17 protein-coding genes, 1 tRNA gene and 1 rRNA gene are annotated in these 20,562 nt (G+C 30.2%); 3 read left to right on the top strand and 16 right to left on the bottom strand.

Features of this window, described 5'->3' with window-relative positions:
• From OF377_RS01185 to rplJ, 7 genes are all read right to left on the bottom strand, one after another.
• A 16S ribosomal RNA gene (locus tag OF377_RS01185) occupies positions 1–84 on the bottom strand; the annotation flags it as partial.
• Positions 85–307: 223 nt separating this feature from the next.
• Entirely contained in the window at positions 308–1,315 is a 1,008-nt protein-coding gene (locus OF377_RS01180; protein ID WP_263836075.1) for a hypothetical protein, read from the bottom strand.
• Complete coding sequence (locus tag OF377_RS01175; protein WP_263836074.1) at positions 1,296–2,033, bottom strand: RsmE family RNA methyltransferase; 738 nt, start codon at positions 2,031–2,033, stop codon at positions 1,296–1,298. Before OF377_RS01175 ends, OF377_RS01180 begins: the two co-directional genes overlap by 20 nt.
• A 1-nt stretch (position 2,034) precedes the next feature.
• Entirely contained in the window at positions 2,035–2,427 is a 393-nt protein-coding gene (locus OF377_RS01170) for a transcription antitermination protein NusB (protein WP_263836073.1), read from the bottom strand.
• Positions 2,428–2,435: 8 nt separating this feature from the next.
• Positions 2,436–3,008: an elongation factor P gene (efp, locus tag OF377_RS01165; protein ID WP_263836072.1), complete on the bottom strand. Its 573-nt coding sequence runs from the start codon at positions 3,006–3,008 to the stop codon at positions 2,436–2,438.
• Positions 3,009–3,118: 110 nt separating this feature from the next.
• Entirely contained in the window at positions 3,119–3,481 is a 363-nt protein-coding gene (gene rplL / locus OF377_RS01160) for a 50S ribosomal protein L7/L12 (RefSeq protein WP_263836071.1), read from the bottom strand.
• A gap of 15 nt (positions 3,482–3,496) precedes the next feature.
• Positions 3,497–4,000, bottom strand: a complete 504-nt coding sequence (gene rplJ / locus OF377_RS01155; protein ID WP_263836070.1) for a 50S ribosomal protein L10 — start codon at positions 3,998–4,000, stop codon at positions 3,497–3,499.
• A 301-nt stretch (positions 4,001–4,301) separates the two neighbouring features.
• Here rplJ and OF377_RS01150 point away from each other — a divergent pair, with 301 nt between their 5' ends.
• Together OF377_RS01150 and OF377_RS01145 are read left to right on the top strand one after the other, a co-directional pair.
• Positions 4,302–5,111, top strand: a complete 810-nt coding sequence (locus tag OF377_RS01150) for a hypothetical protein (RefSeq protein WP_263836069.1) — start codon at positions 4,302–4,304, stop codon at positions 5,109–5,111.
• Positions 5,112–5,122: 11 nt separating this feature from the next.
• Positions 5,123–6,439 (top strand): lipoprotein 17-related variable surface protein, encoded by a 1,317-nt coding sequence (locus OF377_RS01145; RefSeq protein ID WP_263836068.1) that lies wholly within the window; start codon positions 5,123–5,125, stop codon positions 6,437–6,439.
• Positions 6,440–6,500: 61 nt separating this feature from the next.
• Here OF377_RS01145 and OF377_RS01140 read toward each other — a convergent pair whose 3' ends face one another.
• The 4 genes from OF377_RS01140 to OF377_RS01125 are packed head-to-tail and all read right to left on the bottom strand — an operon-like array spanning position 6,501 to position 10,327.
• Positions 6,501–7,007, bottom strand: coding sequence for a dUTP diphosphatase (locus OF377_RS01140; protein WP_263836067.1), 507 nt, complete (start codon positions 7,005–7,007; stop codon positions 6,501–6,503).
• 40 nt (positions 7,008–7,047) lie between these two features.
• A complete protein-coding gene (locus tag OF377_RS01135) occupies positions 7,048–8,019 on the bottom strand; it encodes a hypothetical protein (protein ID WP_263836066.1) in 972 nt (323 codons plus the stop codon).
• Between the two features lie 53 nt (positions 8,020–8,072).
• Positions 8,073–10,049 carry a transketolase gene (locus OF377_RS01130; RefSeq protein WP_263836065.1) on the bottom strand — a complete coding sequence of 659 codons (1,977 nt, stop codon included), beginning with the start codon at positions 10,047–10,049 and terminating at the stop codon, positions 8,073–8,075.
• A 14-nt stretch (positions 10,050–10,063) separates the two neighbouring features.
• A complete protein-coding gene (locus OF377_RS01125; RefSeq protein WP_263836064.1) occupies positions 10,064–10,327 on the bottom strand; it encodes an HPr family phosphocarrier protein in 264 nt (87 codons plus the stop codon).
• 449 nt (positions 10,328–10,776) lie between these two features.
• Here OF377_RS01125 and OF377_RS01120 point away from each other — a divergent pair, with 449 nt between their 5' ends.
• Complete coding sequence (locus tag OF377_RS01120; RefSeq protein ID WP_263836063.1) at positions 10,777–16,614, top strand: hypothetical protein; 5,838 nt, start codon at positions 10,777–10,779, stop codon at positions 16,612–16,614.
• 69 nt (positions 16,615–16,683) lie between these two features.
• On the opposite strand, the gene OF377_RS01115 is transcribed toward OF377_RS01120, so the two are convergent.
• The 5 genes from OF377_RS01115 to OF377_RS01095 all read right to left on the bottom strand — a co-directional run bounded on the left by OF377_RS01115 (position 16,684) and on the right by OF377_RS01095 (position 20,559).
• A tRNA-Ser gene (locus OF377_RS01115) sits at positions 16,684–16,772 on the bottom strand.
• A gap of 109 nt (positions 16,773–16,881) precedes the next feature.
• Entirely contained in the window at positions 16,882–17,205 is a 324-nt protein-coding gene (locus tag OF377_RS01110) for a thioredoxin family protein (protein WP_263836062.1), read from the bottom strand.
• Positions 17,206–17,231: 26 nt separating this feature from the next.
• A complete protein-coding gene (gene topA / locus OF377_RS01105) occupies positions 17,232–19,244 on the bottom strand; it encodes a type I DNA topoisomerase (RefSeq protein ID WP_263836061.1) in 2,013 nt (670 codons plus the stop codon).
• 24 nt (positions 19,245–19,268) lie between these two features.
• Positions 19,269–20,099: a ribosome biogenesis GTPase YlqF gene (gene ylqF, locus OF377_RS01100; RefSeq protein ID WP_263836060.1), complete on the bottom strand. Its 831-nt coding sequence runs from the start codon at positions 20,097–20,099 to the stop codon at positions 19,269–19,271.
• Positions 20,086–20,559, bottom strand: coding sequence for a hypothetical protein (locus tag OF377_RS01095; RefSeq protein WP_263836059.1), 474 nt, complete (start codon positions 20,557–20,559; stop codon positions 20,086–20,088). The genes ylqF and OF377_RS01095 overlap by 14 nt, the downstream gene beginning before the upstream one ends.
• Between the last annotated feature and the right edge of the window lie 3 nt (positions 20,560–20,562).

Genomic DNA, 20,562 nt, shown 5'->3' with positions numbered 1-20,562 from the left:
GTTAGTAAACTAACCTCGTTCGATTTGCATGTATTAGGCATGCCGCCAGCGTTAATCCTGAGCCAGGATCAAACTCTTAAAAATTGACGGATTCTATTTAGTTTTCAAAGATCATTTTGCTGTGCTTTTCGTTAAGCACACCATAATATTATAGTGCTTTTAAAAGTAATTTGTCAACATTTTTTTAAAAAATTTTATTATTTTTTATATTTGTGAAATCTTTTTTTAAAAACACTTGAATAATTATATATAAAAAAATTAAAAAGAGCAACAAAAAAACGCATTTTATGCGTTTTTTCAAAAAATATTAAAAATTACCAGATGAACCTTGTGAATCTTGGGAGTCAGAAATAAATTCATCATATTTTGGTTGTTCTTTTTGTGTTCTCATGAGAACATCGTTTGTTGCTTGTTGACGCAATTCAATCTTTTTGTTAATTAAACCAGTAACAAAATCAATATTGGCTGCTTTAAGTAACTGATTTTCTACTTCTGTGATCTCGCTAAAAACCTTTGTGCTCATTGTCTGTTTTTGTTCTAAAACAAATTTCATATATTCATCTTGACTTGATTCGACTACATCAAAATATTCAGTACGGGGATCTAAACGGTCAGCATCATATTTATGTTTTGTTGCATAAGCTGTAATTTGGTATGTAATTCTAAACGATACAAAATTATTAAAACCAACAACAATAGTTGCAAATAAAATAACTAAAATAAAAACAACAATATATCCTATCTTTTTATGATTTAACATTTTAACAAGTAAATCATATTTTTCTTGTATTGTGGATAAATTGTAATAATTATTATCTACAAAATTTAGTCCAACTAATAAATAACTTAAAAAAATTGTAATTAATAGTACGCTTCCCATTGCAATTGATGTTGTTAATAAGCTATGACGCACTCACTTAGGATTAATGTTTTCCTTAATCTTTGCACGCTCTTTTTTATTTAAATAGAAATACAATAAAATGGACAAACCACTTAATAAAACAGTAAACACTGGCACAATTTGGGTCGCTAAATTCACTTTATTAAACGATAGTAGGGAATTAAAGATATCTCCACGCTCATTCACGATAATATTTTGTTGATTAAATGTTAGTTTTTTAAATGCGTTTGGATCTAATGTTTCACGAACATAAAAAGATCCCAGTTGCCCTCATTCCTGTTTGTCTAAACTGTTATCGTTTGCTTGCAAATTCGTATTTTGCGCATGCATAAATACTCCGAAACCAACAGCAATACTAATAACTGCAAGAATCCCAGCTAAAACAATAAGATAGTTAATTAACCTTTGTTTCATCTTCTCTCCTTTGGTAATTTAAAAATTGATCTAAAACACTCGTTAAATAAACCGCTGCTGTTTCAGCTCGTAAAATTGTAGGTGTAAGTTTAATCATATACACATTGCGGTTAGCTTTTAAACGTGTAATTTCATCACCAGTAAAACCACCCTCTCCTCCGATAATAATCGCAACATTCTTGACAAAACTTCACCGAATCTTTAAGTCATATAAATACACTTCTTCGTTTTTTTCATTGGCAACGAAAACTGCATCATACTGGTGAAGTTGACTTAGCATCTTATTAAAAGGTATGTTGGGGTAATAAAGCACTTGGTCATAACGTTTAGATTGACTAGTTGCTTCGTTTGTAATTTTTTGAATTCGTTCAGTGCGAATCTGATGTTCATCATATGTTCGGTCTAAAATTAACTGATGAATTTGATAAACATTTAATTGTACTAATTTATTAACCGCATCCTCAAATGGTTTAGGTTTTAGACTTCCTAAATAAACGTCTAAACTATAACGGCGTTCGTTCGCTTGAATCTGTCGAAGAACTTCCGCACGTAATGGAGCAATTGACCGGATTACTGCTAGATATTTTTTGTTATTTCATAGTACATAAATCTCTTCATTAATTCGAATTCGATGTACTTTTGTAATTTTAAAAACATCTTCAGGATCAAATATCACATGTTGCTTGCGGTCAATACGTAATATATTGTATTGGTGCATACTAAACTAAAATCGCATCAAGCACTGAATTAATGTACTTGTAGGATTTTAAATCACAGAAATCTTTAATAATTTCGACCGCTTCGTTAATAATAACTGATTTAGGTGTATGTAAAATTTTAGATTCACACAGAATTGCAAGCATTAACGCTTGCTCTGCATATGGTAGACGTTCTCAGACTCATCCATCTTTTAAATGCGGACGAATTTGGTTAATTAAATCTTCTTGATTCGCCAAATAATACTCTGCTGCTTTTAATCAGTCCATATCCATTTGAAACATTTGTGCAGCGCGTTCAACCGCTGCTGGGATATCTACTTTATACATTATATAACTGTAGATATATTGAAATAATTTAATCCGTTTTTTACGTTGTGATACTACTTGTTGCATACAAAACCTTATTCTTGTTTCGCACGTGAAACATATTGACCAGTTGCAGTATTAATTAAAACTTTTTCCCCTGATTTAATAAATTGTGGCACTTGGAAGTCATAACCCGAAGCTAATCAAGCACGTTTTGTCGCATTTGAAACAGAGTTTCCTTGCACCGCTTCTTCAGCTTCGCTAATTGTTACTACTATTTGATCTGGTAAGCTTGCACCTAACAATTCGTCTTCATAACGCATAATCATTACTTCTGTGCCTTCCTCAATAAAGTTTTTTTCTCACTCTAACTGTTGATAAGGAATTGCAAATTGGTCGAACGTTTCATTGTTCATAAATACATAGTTTGAACCATCATCATAACTAAAAGTCATTTTCACTTTTTCCACCAAAGCTTGTTCTACCTTTAAACCAGTTAAAACTTCAACAGTAATAGCTCCTGAACGTAAGTTTTTAACTTTACATTTGACGATTCCTTCACGCATTGCTGTTTTATTAAATGAGTTTTCAATTACTTGATATATGTTGTCTTTTAAAAAGAACGTGTGTCCCGCACGTAAATCTTTTGCATGAATAATGTTTGCCATAATAATCACCTATTTTATCTTATACAATCTATTATTATAAACGATAAATATCAAATAAAAAAATCTTTCCTCGTTTGGGGAAAGATTTTGTTTTGCAAAAAGTTTTAAATTTACGCTAAAGTAACTTTTGCACCAACGTCTTCGAATTTCTTCTTTAATTCGTTAGCTTCTTCTACTTTTACATCTTCTTTAATTACAGAACCAACAGTTTCAGCAACTTGTTTTGCTTCCATTAATCCTAAACCTGTAATTTCACGAACTAGTTTAATAACAGCAACTTTGTTTGCCCCTGTTTCAGCTAGTTTAATCGTTACTTCAGTTGGAGCTTCTTCCACTGGTCCAGCAGCAACAGCAACTGGGGCAGCAGCTGTTACACCAAATTCTTCTTCAATTGCTTTCACTAATTCGTTTAATTCAAGCATTGACATTTCTTTAATCGCTTCAATAAATTGTGCGTTTGTTAATTTTGCCATAAGTAAAAATACCTCTTAATTGTTTTCTTTTTGTTCAGCAACTGCTTTTAATCCATAAAGAACATTTCTTAATGGGGCAGTCAAAACTGATAATAGCATTGAGTAAAGGCCTTCACGACCTGGAATAGATGCAAGGGCTGCAACTTTGCTTGGTTCAGCAAACGCATTTTCCACATAAGCACCTTTAATTTTAATGAAGTCAAATTCTTTTGAAACTTCATAAACTGCTTTAATCGCAGCAATTTCATCTTCAGTCGCTACCGCAACTGCGTTTGGTCCTTGAAGCAATTCTTCAAAACCAACCACACCTGCTTTTGCAAACGCACGTCGCGTGATGTTGTTTTTTAAGACATATAAACGTGCATTAGATGCATGTAAAGTATTTCTTAATGCGAGCGTACTTGCAGCATTTAAGCCTTTGTATTCAAAAACAATAAATGATTTAGCATTTTTGAATACATCTGCCATTTGGTCGACTTTTGATTGCTTTAAAGCGATATTGCGTCGAATATCTGACATAATATACCTCTTTTTATATTCATTTGCAACATGCACAGTACGATTGCACCTGGATAACATTATTAAGTTTACACCGTTATCTTCTTGGGCACATTGCTTAATTATTCTAACACATTTTATTTTTTTTTGCTACCAATTTACATTTAAAAAAACCAAACAGATAATATAAAAACTATTAATTTGCGAGTTTGATTTAAATTAATTGATATTTCTATTTTTTAGCTTTTCTTTTGTTAGTAATTAGCCATTTCCTCTACTACACATAGAAAAAATAATATAATATTCGCAAGAGGTGTTTTTTATGAAAAAGAAAAACATTATTATAATTGCAACTGGATTAAGTGTTCTTTGTTTAGGAATTGGGATTAGTGTGGGAGTGACACAAACTAACGAGTCAATAAAAAGACCTCAAATAATCCAAACTCCGCTTAATCCAACAAAAATCATCAATGAGCTAGAAAAAAAGATTAAACCTGAAGCCAAATCTCAAGACACTAACTACCAACCCGTTATCCCCTTAACAACGATTCATAACCGTGTAATTAAAGCTGCATCTTATGCGGATGATTTTATTAACTTTCAACCTACAACCTATTTGCATCTAAACCAAAGAACTAAAGTTATAAATAACGTTTCATTTAGAATTACTAACAATGAATCCAAAATTCTCAAAGAGTTACAGTCTATTGATCTTGATATCCGTTTTGTTCATCACTTTCTTTTTGGAATAACTAATCAGTATGATGAATTATACATTTCTAATTTGCTAACCAAAAAACCTGATAATTTGTACGATATTGTTTTTCGGCCAAATCCCAAAAATGAGAGTTTTAACAACCAGCAAACATATCATCTTAAATTTATTGCTTTTTTAATTTCAGTTCCTAGTGTAAATGAACCAGGAGTGTTACTAGAAAAATTTGTCGTTTGACCTTTGCGTAATCCCTTAAAAATTAACATAACAAATGCCAAATATAATCCTTCAAAAAACCATCCTGACACAATAGATATTAACCAATATCAGTTTAGTGATTACAGTGATTATAATTTTAAAAACCCCGGTTTACTCCGCAAAGAAAATCATAGTCATAGCAACGAACATCACCATTAAAGGAGATATTTATGAAAAAACTACAAAAAACACTTCTTTTTTCATTACTAAATTCCTGCCTGTTTATCCCACTTATTACCGCTTGTACCCCATATAAAAAAGATAAGCAAAAAACTCAACTAGTACCTTCAGTAACAAAAAAACAACCAATAGGGAACACCGAAGATGATGTTTATAGTTCAAAACTTGGCCCAGATGCAAGGGACGATAAAAAAACAAGACCCTCTATCGAATTATCAAACAAGATTATTAATGCCAAGATTCTTGAAACAAATAAGTTTATTAATTTAGAAACGTACACTCTTAAAGAAACACAAATCTTCTTAGAACCAAAAATGATTAGCAATTTGAAAAAGTATCCGTTTCTTCGACTTTATACTTCTGATAAAACTTCATCCCTGTTAACTTTTATTAATGTTCAGAGTATTGTTGTTAATGGCGATAAAAAATTTGTTATTTTAGATTTTGAATTTGACCCCAATTATTTAAAACAAAAATTAACTAATAACGGTTTTTTAGAAATTAATAAACTAGCTTTTGTACAACTGGAACAGTCTGGTGCTAATCCAAAAGTTACTAGTGAAGAAATTTACGATTTACAACAGCCAATAATAATCAAAATTACCAGAAAACCGCTAACCCCTATCCAAAGCCCCCGTGATCAAATCGCACTTTATACACGGGATATTAATAAATATGTCCACATTAAAAAAACTAACTTGTACCCTAGTCAAATCACAAATAATGATATACTCATTGACTTTTCAGATCCCAAAGTTATTATTAGTCCCGTTACTTTTAATAACGCCAATGATCAAAATGGTACTATTAACGTTTTTTTCACTATAACTATTGATAATATCACAAAGGAAGTTAATTATATGTTAAACAACCTTGCTACTCGCAGCAACAACAATTTCTTAAGTTTAAATAACAAACCAATCAATGCAAGTGAATATATCAAGGATAAAAATAATGTACAAGTGAGTACTAAAAACAATAACTTAATAATTAGTTTTGAAGCAAATAATTTTTATAATGGACAAATCGAGAATTTTATTAACCAAAATATTAATCGCGGTTACGCTTCCCCGCGTTTTGTTTACTTGGTCATCCAAGTTGATGAGCAAGAATTTATTTCTCATGCAACAAATCCGGTACGTAACGGCACAATTAAATTTGTTTTTGATAATCCTAGTTTGTTAAATACTAAGAACCCAATAATTATTACCGCCATAGAAATCACCTTTTTTGGCCATAACATTGATGAACAACCTTTTAGAATGGTTATCGATCCCACAATTAATACCAAATTACCAGCACAATAAAACAACAAAAAAGAATTCTCGTAGTCATGAGAATTCTTTTTTGTTGTTTGACTAAACGTTTTTAATAGCCGCTTTGTACTCGTTGGTAATTAACTTGATTTTTTTGCTTATAAGCATTAGTGATAGTTTGTGTATCTAATTCTAGCAATATGCATAATCCATAAATTAATTGCATTACGGTGGTCATATTTTGTTTGCTGTAATTTTGCGCTAATAAACTAATCCCATTGTAAATTCCAATAATTTGTTCAGTCAAATCTTGATCAATAATTTTTGCCTGGATTAAAGGTTCAACATTTAAGTCTAAACTAATTGCTGCTGCAAAGTGTAAGACGTCTGCGAGTTCATCTAACATTTTTTGTTGATTGATTTGTTTTTGTTTTTTTCAATATTTAAATGTCTGAAGTTCGTTAGTAAATTCACCCACTTCAACAAGCAAAGCTAATAACCGTGGTCGTGCAATATCAATTAAATGATCATGATTAGCATATTTTAAAATTGTTTCATCAAGTTGTTTTTGCAAATTAAAAATATGTCTAAAATCCATTATAAGTTCTTTGTTTGCCATTGTCCTTTATTCTCCATAGCTATTCTCAAATATTTGTTACTTATTTATAAATTTCTTGGAAGCCGATTTGAGCATCGTGCTTTTTAAAAAACTCTTCATCAAGTGTAGTAATATCCAATGACATTAAAATATTCATTTTAGGGTTAATGATTGTAAAGTATCTAATTTTTTCAAAAATTGCTTGGTTTGAGCATCGCCTTCCTAGCAAGTAATAAATGAGCAATTGGTATGACCAATTCTTGTTTACCTTTTCTTGTTTTGTTGTTTTCATTTCTACTAAATGATCACCAATAATATAATCTAAGTCTGCCCCATAGATATAACAACAAGGAGCGCCATCGAATGTTAAACCACTATATTGTTGTTTCGAAATTGATGTCTTTAATAAATGATCAAACATTGCTAAAGTATTTTGAACCATAGCGTACAAATTTTTGTAATCTGTGTAAGACAAAACCAAATCTGTGTCTTTAACTTTGCAAACATCATCAAATAAAAAATTACGTAATTTAGATCTGGCTTTTTGTTCATTTTGATCCAAACCATACTGACTCTTTAAATTTTCCCAAATTTTTTGTTCATGTTTTAACAACTCATAAATGTAGTCTGTCTGGTTTTGCCGATAATTTTGGTCATAACGACATAACAAAGATATAATGTCGTAATTCTTTTTACAGTTAATATTTTTATAATTAAACATTCCAAACAGATTTTCAAAAAAAGTTTTTTCAGAAATAAAATCATCAAATTTATCTCTTTTTATTGCGTTATTTATACCATAAATACTAACTTTTAAGATATCTTTTAATTTATTTTGGTCCAAATCTTTTTCAAGGTTAATCCGCATTAAATAATCAACTAATGTTCCTCATAAAATTTGATCAATATTTGGCTTGTAAGGCTCTATTTGTGTGAACTTTTCACAACGTTTAAACATTTTATGTGGTAAATAACCACCTCTAGGTTGTTCTAAGTCTTTAATAAATGCCGTTGCATTTGGTCATTTTCACATTTTATTTTTAACCCTTTTCTTATCTATAGTTTTCTATAAAATAAAACTTATGATTAATTTCATGCTAATAATTGGGCAACAATAGATTCAACGTTAAAACCTTTTTCAATCATCAATTGGTCGCCATCCATACTACGACCATAACCTGTAGCTTGCACACATTTAAAGTTATTATTACCCGCATATTTGTGCAAACGATAAAATAAATTATCATTACTTGCTTCAATCGTCAATAGACCATTTTTATTTGCTAATAAGTCAGCAATAATATCTTCTTTTTGTTCTAATAGTTTATTTAAATTAAACGCCGAAACTACTTTAACATCTAAATTGTATGTCTCATTCATTTTTTGGGCAACTTGTATTGCAAGACTAACTTCAGAACCACTGGCAACTAAGGTAAAAACATTGTTTTGTTTAATTGATCAAGGGTTATGAACAACATAAGCTCCATAACTAAAATCAACAACTGGTGACATATTAATTTGTTTAAGATTTTGCCGCGATGTTACAATCACAATGTTTTTGGTTTTTTGTTGGTATGCATACACTAAGGCGTGTTTTGTTTCATAATGATCCGCAGGTCGAATTAGTTCTAAATTTGGAATTGCTCGCAACATTGTTAACTGATCTACTGGTTGATGAGTGGGCCCATCAGCGCCAACAGCATATGAATCATGCGAAAAAACATAAATCCCTGGTAAATTAGCAATTGAACCTAAGCGAATTGCTGGTTTCATATAATCACTAAATGCAAGGAATGTTCCTGTCATCGCACGTAAACCTTTATGATATAAAACCCCATTCATAATAGTACCCATTGCAAATTCACGAATACCCATTTGTACATAAGGCGATAATTGATTATTGTTTAAATTGGAATTTAGATAACGTAAATTAGTTGATTTCGCGGTATCAGCACTCATTAATAAACAAGAATCAAAATTAATAGCTTCTAATTGAGCTAAATATTCTTTGAAGTAATTTCTTGTCGCCTGGTTTAAATTAGTAATTTTTCTTTCATCTAAAATGCTACTCAAATCCTCAAAATCCTGGTTAATATATTTTTGCAAATTTGCAACATCCTCAGGGTATTTAGTTTGATAACGCATTAAAAGATTTTTTCATTGAGCGTATGCTGAATCACCGCGAACCACAATATTAAAGTTAAAATGATCATAAATTTCATCTTCAAATTGAAAATCTTTTCATTTAAGATGAAAATGCTGGTTAAAATTATCTAATTCTTTAGCATCAACAGCCGATGCATGAGCATTTGCGGAAGCTTGTGCTGACAACCCTTCACCAATAATTGTTTTAACTTCAATAAATGTTGGTTTATCATTTGTTTTTGCACGCGCCTTCTGAATCATTGCCGCAATATTTTCGGGATTATTATCACATGTCAAATAGTTCCATCCCATCGATTGCATTCGTAACGCTAAATCCTCGTTAAATACCGCAGAAACTGGTGTATCTAATTGAAAATCATTAGAGTCGTGGAGCATAATTAATTTAGATAGTTTTAAGCGACCAGCAAGACTCATAGCTTCATAAGAAATTCCTTCTTGTAAATCACCATCGCCTACAACAACATAAGTGTAATGGTTAATAACCCCTTTTAAGTTGGCAAATTTCTGACTTAAATATGATTCAGCCAGCGCCATTCCAACAGCGTTTCCAACCCCTTGTCCTAGCGGCCCTGTGTTTGCATCAATATAATTATCATCCAAAATTTCAGGATGCCCCGGAGTTAGATGTGAATCCTGACGGAATTTCTTCATCTCATCCATAGGGATTAAATTAGCAAAGTGCAATGCCGGATATAAACTCATTGACCCATGGCCTGCTGATAAAACCAAACGGTCACGGTTAATTCATTTTGGCTCAGTTGAAGAAATATTAATAAATGTTTTGTACAGAGTATAAATAATAGGAGCAGCGGAAATACTCATCCCACTGTGGCCTTGATTAGCATGTGCAATACATTGCAACGCTAATGATCGCATCGCGTTTACATATCGGTTCATTTTTTATTCCTTTCTTAAATTACTTGATAATTAACTAGTACATCATGAATTTTAGCCAATGCTTCGTGTTCATCATCTCCATCAGCAATAAATTCAACTTCGGTATTACTAACAATTCCAAGAGCCATAATATTAATAATTGATTTTCCATCCGCTCGCATATTGTTTGCATAAACTTTAATACTTGAACTATAATCACATGTTTGGTTTACTAATGAACTAATACATTTAATAAAATCTTCAACCTTTGCTTTAACAATATATTTTCGACTAACCATAATAACCTCATTTAAACAATATAGTTAATTATAACAATAAGATGTTTTGATATTTTAACTGATAATGTTTTTATAAATAAACACCAACTCGTTAAAAACCAATACAAAAATTTTAACACTCGATTGAGTTGATTGATAAAAACGATAAAAAAAATTATTTTATTATTAATTTTTTTCCACAAATTAATTGAAAATTTTACACAAATAAACCATAACCAACATTGGTGAAAATATGCATAAATTACATAAAAAATTAATTTATAAAAATTAAGAAATTTATATCTTTTGTGGAAAAATTTAAACACTTTTGTGTATTTTTCAAAAATCCCTTAAAAAGCTTAATTTTTTTCCTAAATATTGCAAATATTTTCCTGTTTATAATTACGGAGTATGTTTAAAAACATACATAAAAAAATATGTAATTTTATAACGAAAGGATTTATTTTTTGATGAAAAATAAAAAGCAATTAACAGTTATTTTTCTATCAACTACATTCGCTGTTGGCGCACTAGCAATTGGCTTAGGGGTAGGTTTATCTCAATGTAAATACTCAACTACCAAATACAAACCAACATTAAGCGAAGTTAATAAAAAAATTAAGCAACTTGAACAGGATTTATTAAACACAGAGGACCAACAAGAAATACGAAACCAACTTATTATTTATCAATCATGACGTAATATTTTGCTCGCTGAACAAATTAGTCAGCAACAAACATTTAATTACGAACTTTTTGATCAATATTATACGCAAGCATTGGAATCTGTTAACAATTTAACCAATAATTTTATACAGGAACAACAAGATAAAGTAATCAAAGAAATAAACAAAAAAATTCCACACTACATTCGTATTTTTGAATTAGTCAAACAAGTTAAAGCACTTTTAAATAAGCCTAATTTTAATAGCAGTAATTTATCTAATCTGATCTTTGAAATTAAAAACAACATCTTAAAACTTAATGCATCTAAATTCAACAGCACCAAAGTTCATTTAAATAGCCTTGTTAATGATTTCACTATTACTAATCAAATATTGTTAAAAATTGAAAATCTTGAACAAAAAACACAGAACCAAAAAAAGATTACTTTTGAAGAAATTAATGAGGTAAGTAGTTTAGTTAATCAACTAGCACAAATAAACCCACATTTAATTACTCGTTTTGAAAAAATTAAACACATTAATCTTGCAAATCTCCAAGGTATTAATGAGCTTTTAACTAGCATTAAAAACAATTGAGACAATTATGATCGTTTTAATAACCCTAATTCGTTAATTACCCAAGCAGAAAGTATTAACGAGCACATAACAAATAAGCAAACAAAGATTTTATACGCCAATAAAATCAAACTAATTAAAGCTGTTAAAAACGTCTTAAGTGATCCGGATCCTAACATCGATAATCCTGTTTGAAATTCTTTATTTGAGGAAATAAAAAAACTTAATAATGATGATGAATGAAAAGGTTTCTTAACAGAAAAATTAATAACTAAATGACCAAGTATTTTTGGTTTTATAAACGAAAACTTAATCGCTCATCCCTTTCAAAATAGCAATCTAGATGCTTGGATAAATCATTTGGAAACTTTTTTGACATTTGTTTCTTCTTCTTCATCATTTTTTGAATTAGGTTCACAAGAACTTGCAACCTGAAAAAGTTTGGATATTTTGCATAAAAAATACCACAGCATTATTACAGGCTTACTTGAAACTAATGTAAATAAACTTAATCCAACAAGATTAATTAAACAATTAAGATCGACTATTAATAGTGAAACAAACATTAAAAACAATATTAAAAATAGTTATTTAAATTTTCTTGCAAACGCCAAAAATATTAATGATATTAACAAAGCAATCAGCAAAGCTCGCCTTGTTGTAACAGCTTCTGATCCACTAGCAACAAACCAAGAACTATCTTCATCCAAAATAGAACTCACTGATATTCTAGAGCACTCACAAACTATATTGACACCTCAGGTAATCAAAACAATTAATGAATTACTAGTTAAACTGAATGACTTAATTCTTGTTGATCAAACTTATTACTCTACTTTTGCAGTTTTAGTTGATCAAACAAAAACACGTGATGACAAACTTGCCGTAATTGCTATTTTTGAACGAGCCGTTTTAAAAGCAGAAGCAGATAATGTTGTGTCAACTGTTATTCTCGTCTTAAAAGATCGCGTGCAACAACTAAAACAATTAATTGATGTAAATGATCTTTTGTCTACTACAAGAAAAGCATTGTCTGAACCAAATACTAAATTAGATCATCTGCAAACTAATTTATCTATGATTAAGGAATTATTAACATACCACCATGATGTTAATAACCTTTTCAATTCTGATCAGCAAGTAACGTTAGCAGGTTTGCAAAACCAATTAAATACATTAATTAATTGACAAAAAATTTATAAAGAAACAATTCTTGACTTAATGAACAATGAACCAGTTAAGGATAATTATGAAACAATAATTAACACAACCTTATCTACAATCAGAAACGATCAACTTCTTAATATCAATGATGTCAAAAATTATTGAACTAACAAATATAACAATCTAATTAGTAATTTAAATATTTACAAAAAAATTCAAGACATAAAAAATTACATAAACACAAATGATCCGTTTAATGTTTCGCAAGAAGTATTAAACGCAAAACAAAATGATTTGGAAAGCGAATTATCAAGTATACAGTCATCTGTAAATTCGGATCAAATCTTTGAAAATTGATTAATTAATGAAATCAACTATACTTTAAACTTAATTAATAATTACCAAACAACAACCCAAACTATTAATAACACAAAACTTCTTGTTATTAGTAACGATAGTAATGAACAAAATAAAACTTATATTAATATGTTGCTAAATAAGATTAACGAATCTGAAAATTTTAGCCAATTAACATTTGAATACTGGACAGATAAAATTAATTATTTATCTGAAATCATAGCCGCTAAACGTTTTCTAAGTGATATTAACAATTTTTTTACAATTCCATTTCATCTCCCAAAGCCCAATGATTTAATTCTTTGAAAAACTGAATTAAGCCGATTAATTAAAATTTTGGAAAATGATGAAACAACACAAATTTTACGTTCACAAATCCAAACTAATTTAATTAATATTGAACAAGCGGAAACAATCATCAATGAATTTGCCGAAATCGAAACAACACTTAAAAATATTTTCGATACACCTAATGAAATCGAACAAAAAATTAACCAATTAAAAGAACATATTACAGCTTATGAAAATGCCAACTCTGATTTTAAGACATTCTTAAGTACACAAATAGAATTGTTATCAAAAGACCTAAATTCAGCAAAACTCTTTAATCAAATTATTATTGAGTTAAATAATTTTAATTTTGAGAATCACACAGGGCAAGCATTAGAAAGTAAAGTAACTGCAATTCAAAAATTAATCTTTGATTTTCCCAATGATTTCAAATCAATTTGAAAAAATATTTTAAATAAGGCTAATCAATTATTATTAAATTATCAATCTTTGTGAAACATCTATCATCAAATAAAAAACAAATTAGAAAGCAATGATAATGATTTGAATATAGTGACAATGTTTTTAACAAAAATCCGAGAAATTCAAAGTTTTTTTAATCAATTACAAACATACATTCCACAACAACAATTCAGCACTTTGCAACAAAATTTAATTAATTTAACCCAAAGCATAAATCCTGTTCAAAATTTAAATTATATCGAAAATAATTTAGGTTTATTAACAATGTTAACTAGCGTTGAAAATCTTTGAAATTTTGAAAATACCCAACCGTTATTACATACTACCGTTGTTTTTCAGAAGCTTTTTGATCAAAGCGTAATTAGTGAGCGAAACATTTATTTGCGTTTAGCATTTAGTGCTAATGATTCCGAAGATGAATTACTTTCTCAAACGGCAATGCTAAAACAAAATGACAACCACGTTCTTTTTACTACTAACATTCCAACTAATAGTAAACAATATATTCTAAAAGGTTTTTATTGATCTTTAAACGAAAACATAACCCTTGATAGCAAACATTTTGTGCCAGTATGATCAATTATTCCAACCAATAACACCATTAACACTGTTCACCAGCCCATTACTGTTCAAAGTTTTAATGTTATTACTCATCCTGAAGAACATCATAATTACTTTCGTGATGCAAATAAATCATTATTACGTTTAATCTTAAACGACCCCGATAATGTACTTGTTGGCCAAGAAGTATTGACAATTAAATTTTCTAATCTTCTTGGTCAGCATCAAGAAGTAATTAGCGCAAATGTTACGGTTTCTAATGGTGCTAAAACAGTTGATTTTTATCTTCCATCCTTGTTTAATGAGGATTTTGTCATTAATGAAATAACTTTTGAAGAAACACCATCTAGAGCATCAAATTTTATTGGAATTAATATGACATCAAATATAATTTACAACCGGCTAAGTAATCTAACAAATATTTTTTCCTACCGAATTAATCTGGGTTGGGAGTTATTAACAAACCAATTGCAAACAATTACGGTGCCATCTAATCAAACTACAACAACCTTTAAGACTAAATTCAAAACTAACTATTTTCAAAACGAGAACTCCATTTTAGATACAGCAATTAATAGACAATATTGAACAAATTTACAACAAATTAAAATGAGAGCAAAATTCAGAATTAACAGCGACATGAATAGACATATTTATTCGCATGTAACTACACTAAATGAGATTAACGATACTGAGCAGACACTAACTTTTACTCTTGATACTAATGTTGTAAACACCGATATGACATATGAATTTATTGGTCTAGAATACCAAATTAATAATGAACAATTTCAACCACTATTAACTAAAACTAATGATAATCATAATCTAACAATTCAGCGTCTAAGTCCGCATGCTGTTTACCAAGCATCAAACGCCCTTGTTGTTAATAACCATAATTTGTTACCTACTAATCAAAGTTGATCTCCGGTTACTGATGCGGTTTATGACTTACCAAAAAATATAGATTTAAACAGTATTTATCTAAGGAGTTTTGATCATATTTTTCGTTTAGATAACATTTATTTATATGGGGCAGATATTGATGAAAACAATCCAATTACCTTTGTTTTTGAAGAAGATGGTCAAAATATGTCTGATGAATATCTAATTGATAATTCTAATCATAAAAACCAATTAACCTTTAGCTTTATACAATCTAGTTCTTCTAGAAACAAAAATACCTTTGTTGAAAAAACCTTAATTAATAATGAAACTTTTATATACAAACTGAATTTTAGCTTACTTTTAAGTAATCTAAAGGCCGGTTATCGGTACCATTTAAAATCTATTAATTTCAAGGTAGTTCCCTACACTAATAATGAGTTAGACCGACAACGTTTGAAAGAATTAACATTTAATCTGGACAGTGCAAATAGCAATAATGAAACTATTAAATTAAATGGTACATTAAATACTCAATATTTTTATGCCACTCCTTTAATCCCTGAACTACTCCAATATGATATGTATCAGTCATATAATGCTCATTGAACATATTATACATGGGGTGATTATATTGGAGTATATGTTGATCAATTTACTAAGTTACAAAGTGCTCAAGGTTGGGGTTCTATTTTTAATTGGTTAATCTACTATGCTCCAAAAACTCCGAAGGTGTTTACTTTCCGTGCTTCTGAATATTGAAACAAATCAAGACACAGCAAATGGGGTCTTGATTTAGAAGCAAAATATACGCTTAAGGAATTATGAATTGAACAAATTAGTAAGGCGGCTTCAAAATTCTTTGTCGAACGACGTTTTGGAAATATGCGTTGAGACACCTACGCACGTCATTCTATTTATCCTAATAAATATTCAAAATTACCAAACGAAACAGTTCGAGACGAGCGCTATAATCTATCAGGAATCATGTTCGGAAAAGATAACGGACGATGATATAAAAATTGATTTGATAAAAAACCACAAGATAGAAATAACGCTTTATTTGTGCCGATGATTGGAGGAACACGAATTTATAATCAAGCTATTAGTGCTAAAGACCCTTTACATAAACATCTTCCTAAACTACAACTATTTCATTGAGATCATTACGGTGTAGATAAATTTAAAACTCTACGCACAACAATCCGAGATGGAGAAAATCGAATGGGTCAACGTTGATTTAAAGAGTGATATGTTCAATACGCTGTTATCAAAGAAAATTTACAATTAATGCTACGAATAGTGAAAGAAAACCGCAGTTATTTTTACAGCACAGAAACCGCTTAAAAAAATAAAAAAACACGATAGTCCTAATAACTATCGTGTTTTTATTCGTTTGAATATTATTTTTTAAAATGGCGGAAGCAGTGGGATTCGAACCCACGCGCCGCAGAACGACCTAACACCTTAGCAGGGTGCCCTCTTAACCACTTGAGTATGCTTCCAAAATATAACTTAATTATTATAATTTAAAGCTAACAAAATAGCAAGGGTTTTAGGTATTTATGACGAGAAAAAATCCTCCAAATTTGCTTTGGAGGATTTTAATTATCTTTATTTTAATTTTGTTAATTTTGCTGTTAAAGTTCCTAAATCCATATATCCAACTTTGTTTTCAACAACTTCGTTGTTACGAACAAAGAATGATGCTGGAATTGATGAAACATTATATTGCGCTGCAAGGTCATTAAATTGATCAACGTCAACCTTAATAACTGTATATTGATCTTTATACTTATCTTCTAGACGTTCAATTTCTTTACCTAACATTCGGCATGGTGGACATCACGTTGCAAAAAAGTTTAATAAAACTGGTTTGCTTGTGCTTTCAGCTAATAGGGTATCTAAGTTATCTTCTTTAGATAGAAATTTTAACATTTAATCCTCTTTCTAGACCAATAAAATTAGTCTTTTTTAGTTTCTTTTAGATTTTGAATATACTTGCACCGTGGGAAATCACTACACCCGATAAATGGTTCGCCAGTACGCTTCTTTTTTCGTTTAACTAACGGACTTTTTTTACATTCTGGACATATTTCATCTAGTAATTCGGGTTTTTCTAACGGTTGTGCATACTTACATGCGGGGAAGTTCGAACAGCCAATGAATTTCGTACGGTAACGGAAAGCTGTTTTAATTAACAACTCATTACCGCACTCCGGACACAATGCACCATATTTCTCATCTTCAATCTTTTCAATTGTAGCATAAGCATCTTGAATTTTTTTATCAAATTTTGGAACAAAGTCCTTTAATGGCTCTTTTCATTCTAATTCCCCTGCAGCAATTCGGTCTAAAATTTCTTCCATATTTGAAGTAAAAGGAATCGAAATAACATCCTTAAACGCTTCTTTTAGTTCCTTGATCACAAGCATACCTAAGTCCGTGGGAATTAATTTATTTTTTTCTTTATTAACATATCCCCGTTTTAACCCTACATTAACCATGGTTACGTAGGTTGATGGACGACCAACACCCGCTTTTTTTAAAGCATTAATTAATGTTGCTTCAGTGTAGTAAGGTGGTGGGGTTGTTTCTTTGTTAATAACGCTAATTTCCTTTTTGTTAAATTTGTCATTAACTTCAACACTCATTAAATTTTTAGGTGTTTCATTACGAATTTTTTCGTAAAAATCAAGTTTTCAATAGCCAAGAGTTTTAATGCTACGAACTGCTGAATGGAATTCGTGACCATTGTTGTCAAACCATAAATCCTGACGGATAAAAGTTGGTGGATTCATCAACGCTGCTAATGTGCGTGTTCAAACTAGATGATAAAGTTTATAAACATCAGGTGTCACAAAATCTTTGATATCTTGCGGGCGAACATTGATATTAACAGGACGAATGGCTTCGTGCGCATCTTGCGTATTTTGGGTATTCTTAGCTTCTTTGTATTTAGCATCCTTGTTAATATCAGCAGCCGAAAACTCATCAATAATAAATTGATGAGCAGAAGCAACGAATTCTTCACTTAACCGTTCACTATCGGTTCTAGGGTATGTAATCAATGCTTGAAATTCATTGTTAATTTCTAACCCCTCAAACATTGATTGCGCAACATTTGTAATTTTAGACGCTGATCACCCAAGGTTATTTGCAGCAAACTGTAATAATTTATCTGTTGTCAAAGCTAATACTTTTTCACCATTACTCACCTTAGGTTCAGCAACTTGACTAACTGTAAAAATATCACCTAAATCGTTATAAACTTTTTGTGCATCCTCTTTATTTGCAAAACGTACAACATTCGACTCATCAGGTTTATACAAATTCATTGTATATTTAATCTTTCGTAATGCTAATTCTAAATTGTTTTCTAACAAGGTTTTGATTTCAAATCAATCCTCTTTAACAAAGGCTTGTCGTTCTCATTCTCGTTCAACAACAAATAAAAGAGCAATTGATTGTACCCGTCCAGCCGATTGAGCTTTTAATAATTTTTTAGTTAATGCAGATAATTTAAAACCAATTACGCGGTCATAAATTCGGCGAGCAAATTGTGAGTGAACGAGATTTAAATCAATATCTGTTTTATTATCAATTGCATTCAATATTGCTTTTTTGGTTACCTCATTAAAAGTAATTCGTTTTACTTTCTTTTGACTTAGTGCCGGCAATAAATCATAGATATGTCAGCTAATCGCTTCCCCTTCTCGATCCGGGTCAGTTGCAAGATAAACCTCGTCAGCAAGACCAGCAAGGCGTTTAATTTCATTTACTAAGTCTTTTTTCTTTTGTTTTGCACGTGGTTGTTCAATCAACTGTCATTTGGGATCATAAGTTTGCGTATCAAACCCTCAACGTTTTGACAATTCTCGTACATGCCCGCCAGTTGCAACTACAATATAGTTTTCTCCTAAGTAAGATTCAATTGATTTGCACTTATTTGGCGACTCAACAACAACTAAATTCATAAAATTTCCTCCAGCAGTTATTTTTTAACTGCGATCATAGTTCACCTTGCAAATCATTTGGTTGCTAAAGTGATCATAAAGTAGATTATATGCTCGATTATAGTCATATTCATTATTTGGTAAATAAAACAGATAACGAGCACAGATGTGATCAACGAAGGAAATAAAATCCAACGAACGATCTAAATGATAAAATGCTGCGAGATCGTTTGGATGATATGCAACATAATAATCATAAATATAACTTAAAGGATAAATTAAATCAACTATTTCTTTGCGAATACAGTTAATCATAATCAACTTGTAAGCGTCATTTTGATCAGTAATATTTTTAATAAAAATGCCTGGCGTATCAATTAATTTAAAATGAGTATTAATTGTTTTTGCGGCTTGGGTTTTGGTGACTCCTGGTCGGTTTTCAGTTTTTAATTGATTTTTTTGTAATAAAAAATTAATTAAAGAAGACTTACCAATGTTGGGTAATCCAATCACCATTCCTGTAAATTGTGGATTTATTAAACCTTTTTGCTGGTACTTTTTCATTTGTTCATCAAAGATAAGATATAGTTTTTTGATAATTAATTGACGAAAACCTTTATTTTTTAATGACCCAACCAAATAATTATCACCGGGGTTTTGATCAAGTAAAGCCAGATCTTTTTTAACAACAATGTTAATCACTGGTTTGTTGTGAAACCATTGTTGTAAATCAGGATTGGATGAAGTCTTAATTGCACGAGCATCAAGCACTTGGATAACGAAATCAATATTTTTTAATTGTTTTTTAATTTCATCAGTGGCTTTTTTCATATGCCCTGGAAATCAATTAATTTTATTAGGATTAATGAGTGTCATGATGAAGTTTAACCATTCAGTTATAAAAGTGGTAAGGATCATACATTAATTGCGTACGATAGTGTTTTTGAAACCTGTTAAATAGGTAAACAAAATAACGTTTATTGATGTTTGTTTTTTGTTTACGCAAGTAGTTTTTCACAACCTTATTTTGCACATAATTAATCACTTTATTAGTATTTACTAATAAGCCAATTAAAACACTACAAAAAGTTATAAAAATTAATAGTAAACTAAACCCAATGACATATCCTTTTTCATCGTAGTGTTGATTAAAATTAAAAAATGGGTTATAAAGAACATTTAGATGAACCACTAACAAATAAAAAAAAGTAATTAAACTAGCACCCATAACGCTAAATAAAGTAATAGGTAAAAACTTACAACGATAATATCAGCGTTGCGTAATATAGTGTTTGAATTTATCAAAAATAATAAAATTATCTTCTGGTATGATCATAAA

The sequence above is a fragment of the Ureaplasma sp. ES3154-GEN genome (assembly GCF_025780075.1).
In the GTDB taxonomy this organism is placed as follows: Bacteria; Bacillota_I; Bacilli_A; order Mycoplasmatales; family Mycoplasmoidaceae; genus Ureaplasma.
The sequence above is the reverse complement of the archived record's forward strand: the minus strand, read 5'-3'. Positions and strand labels throughout refer to the sequence as shown.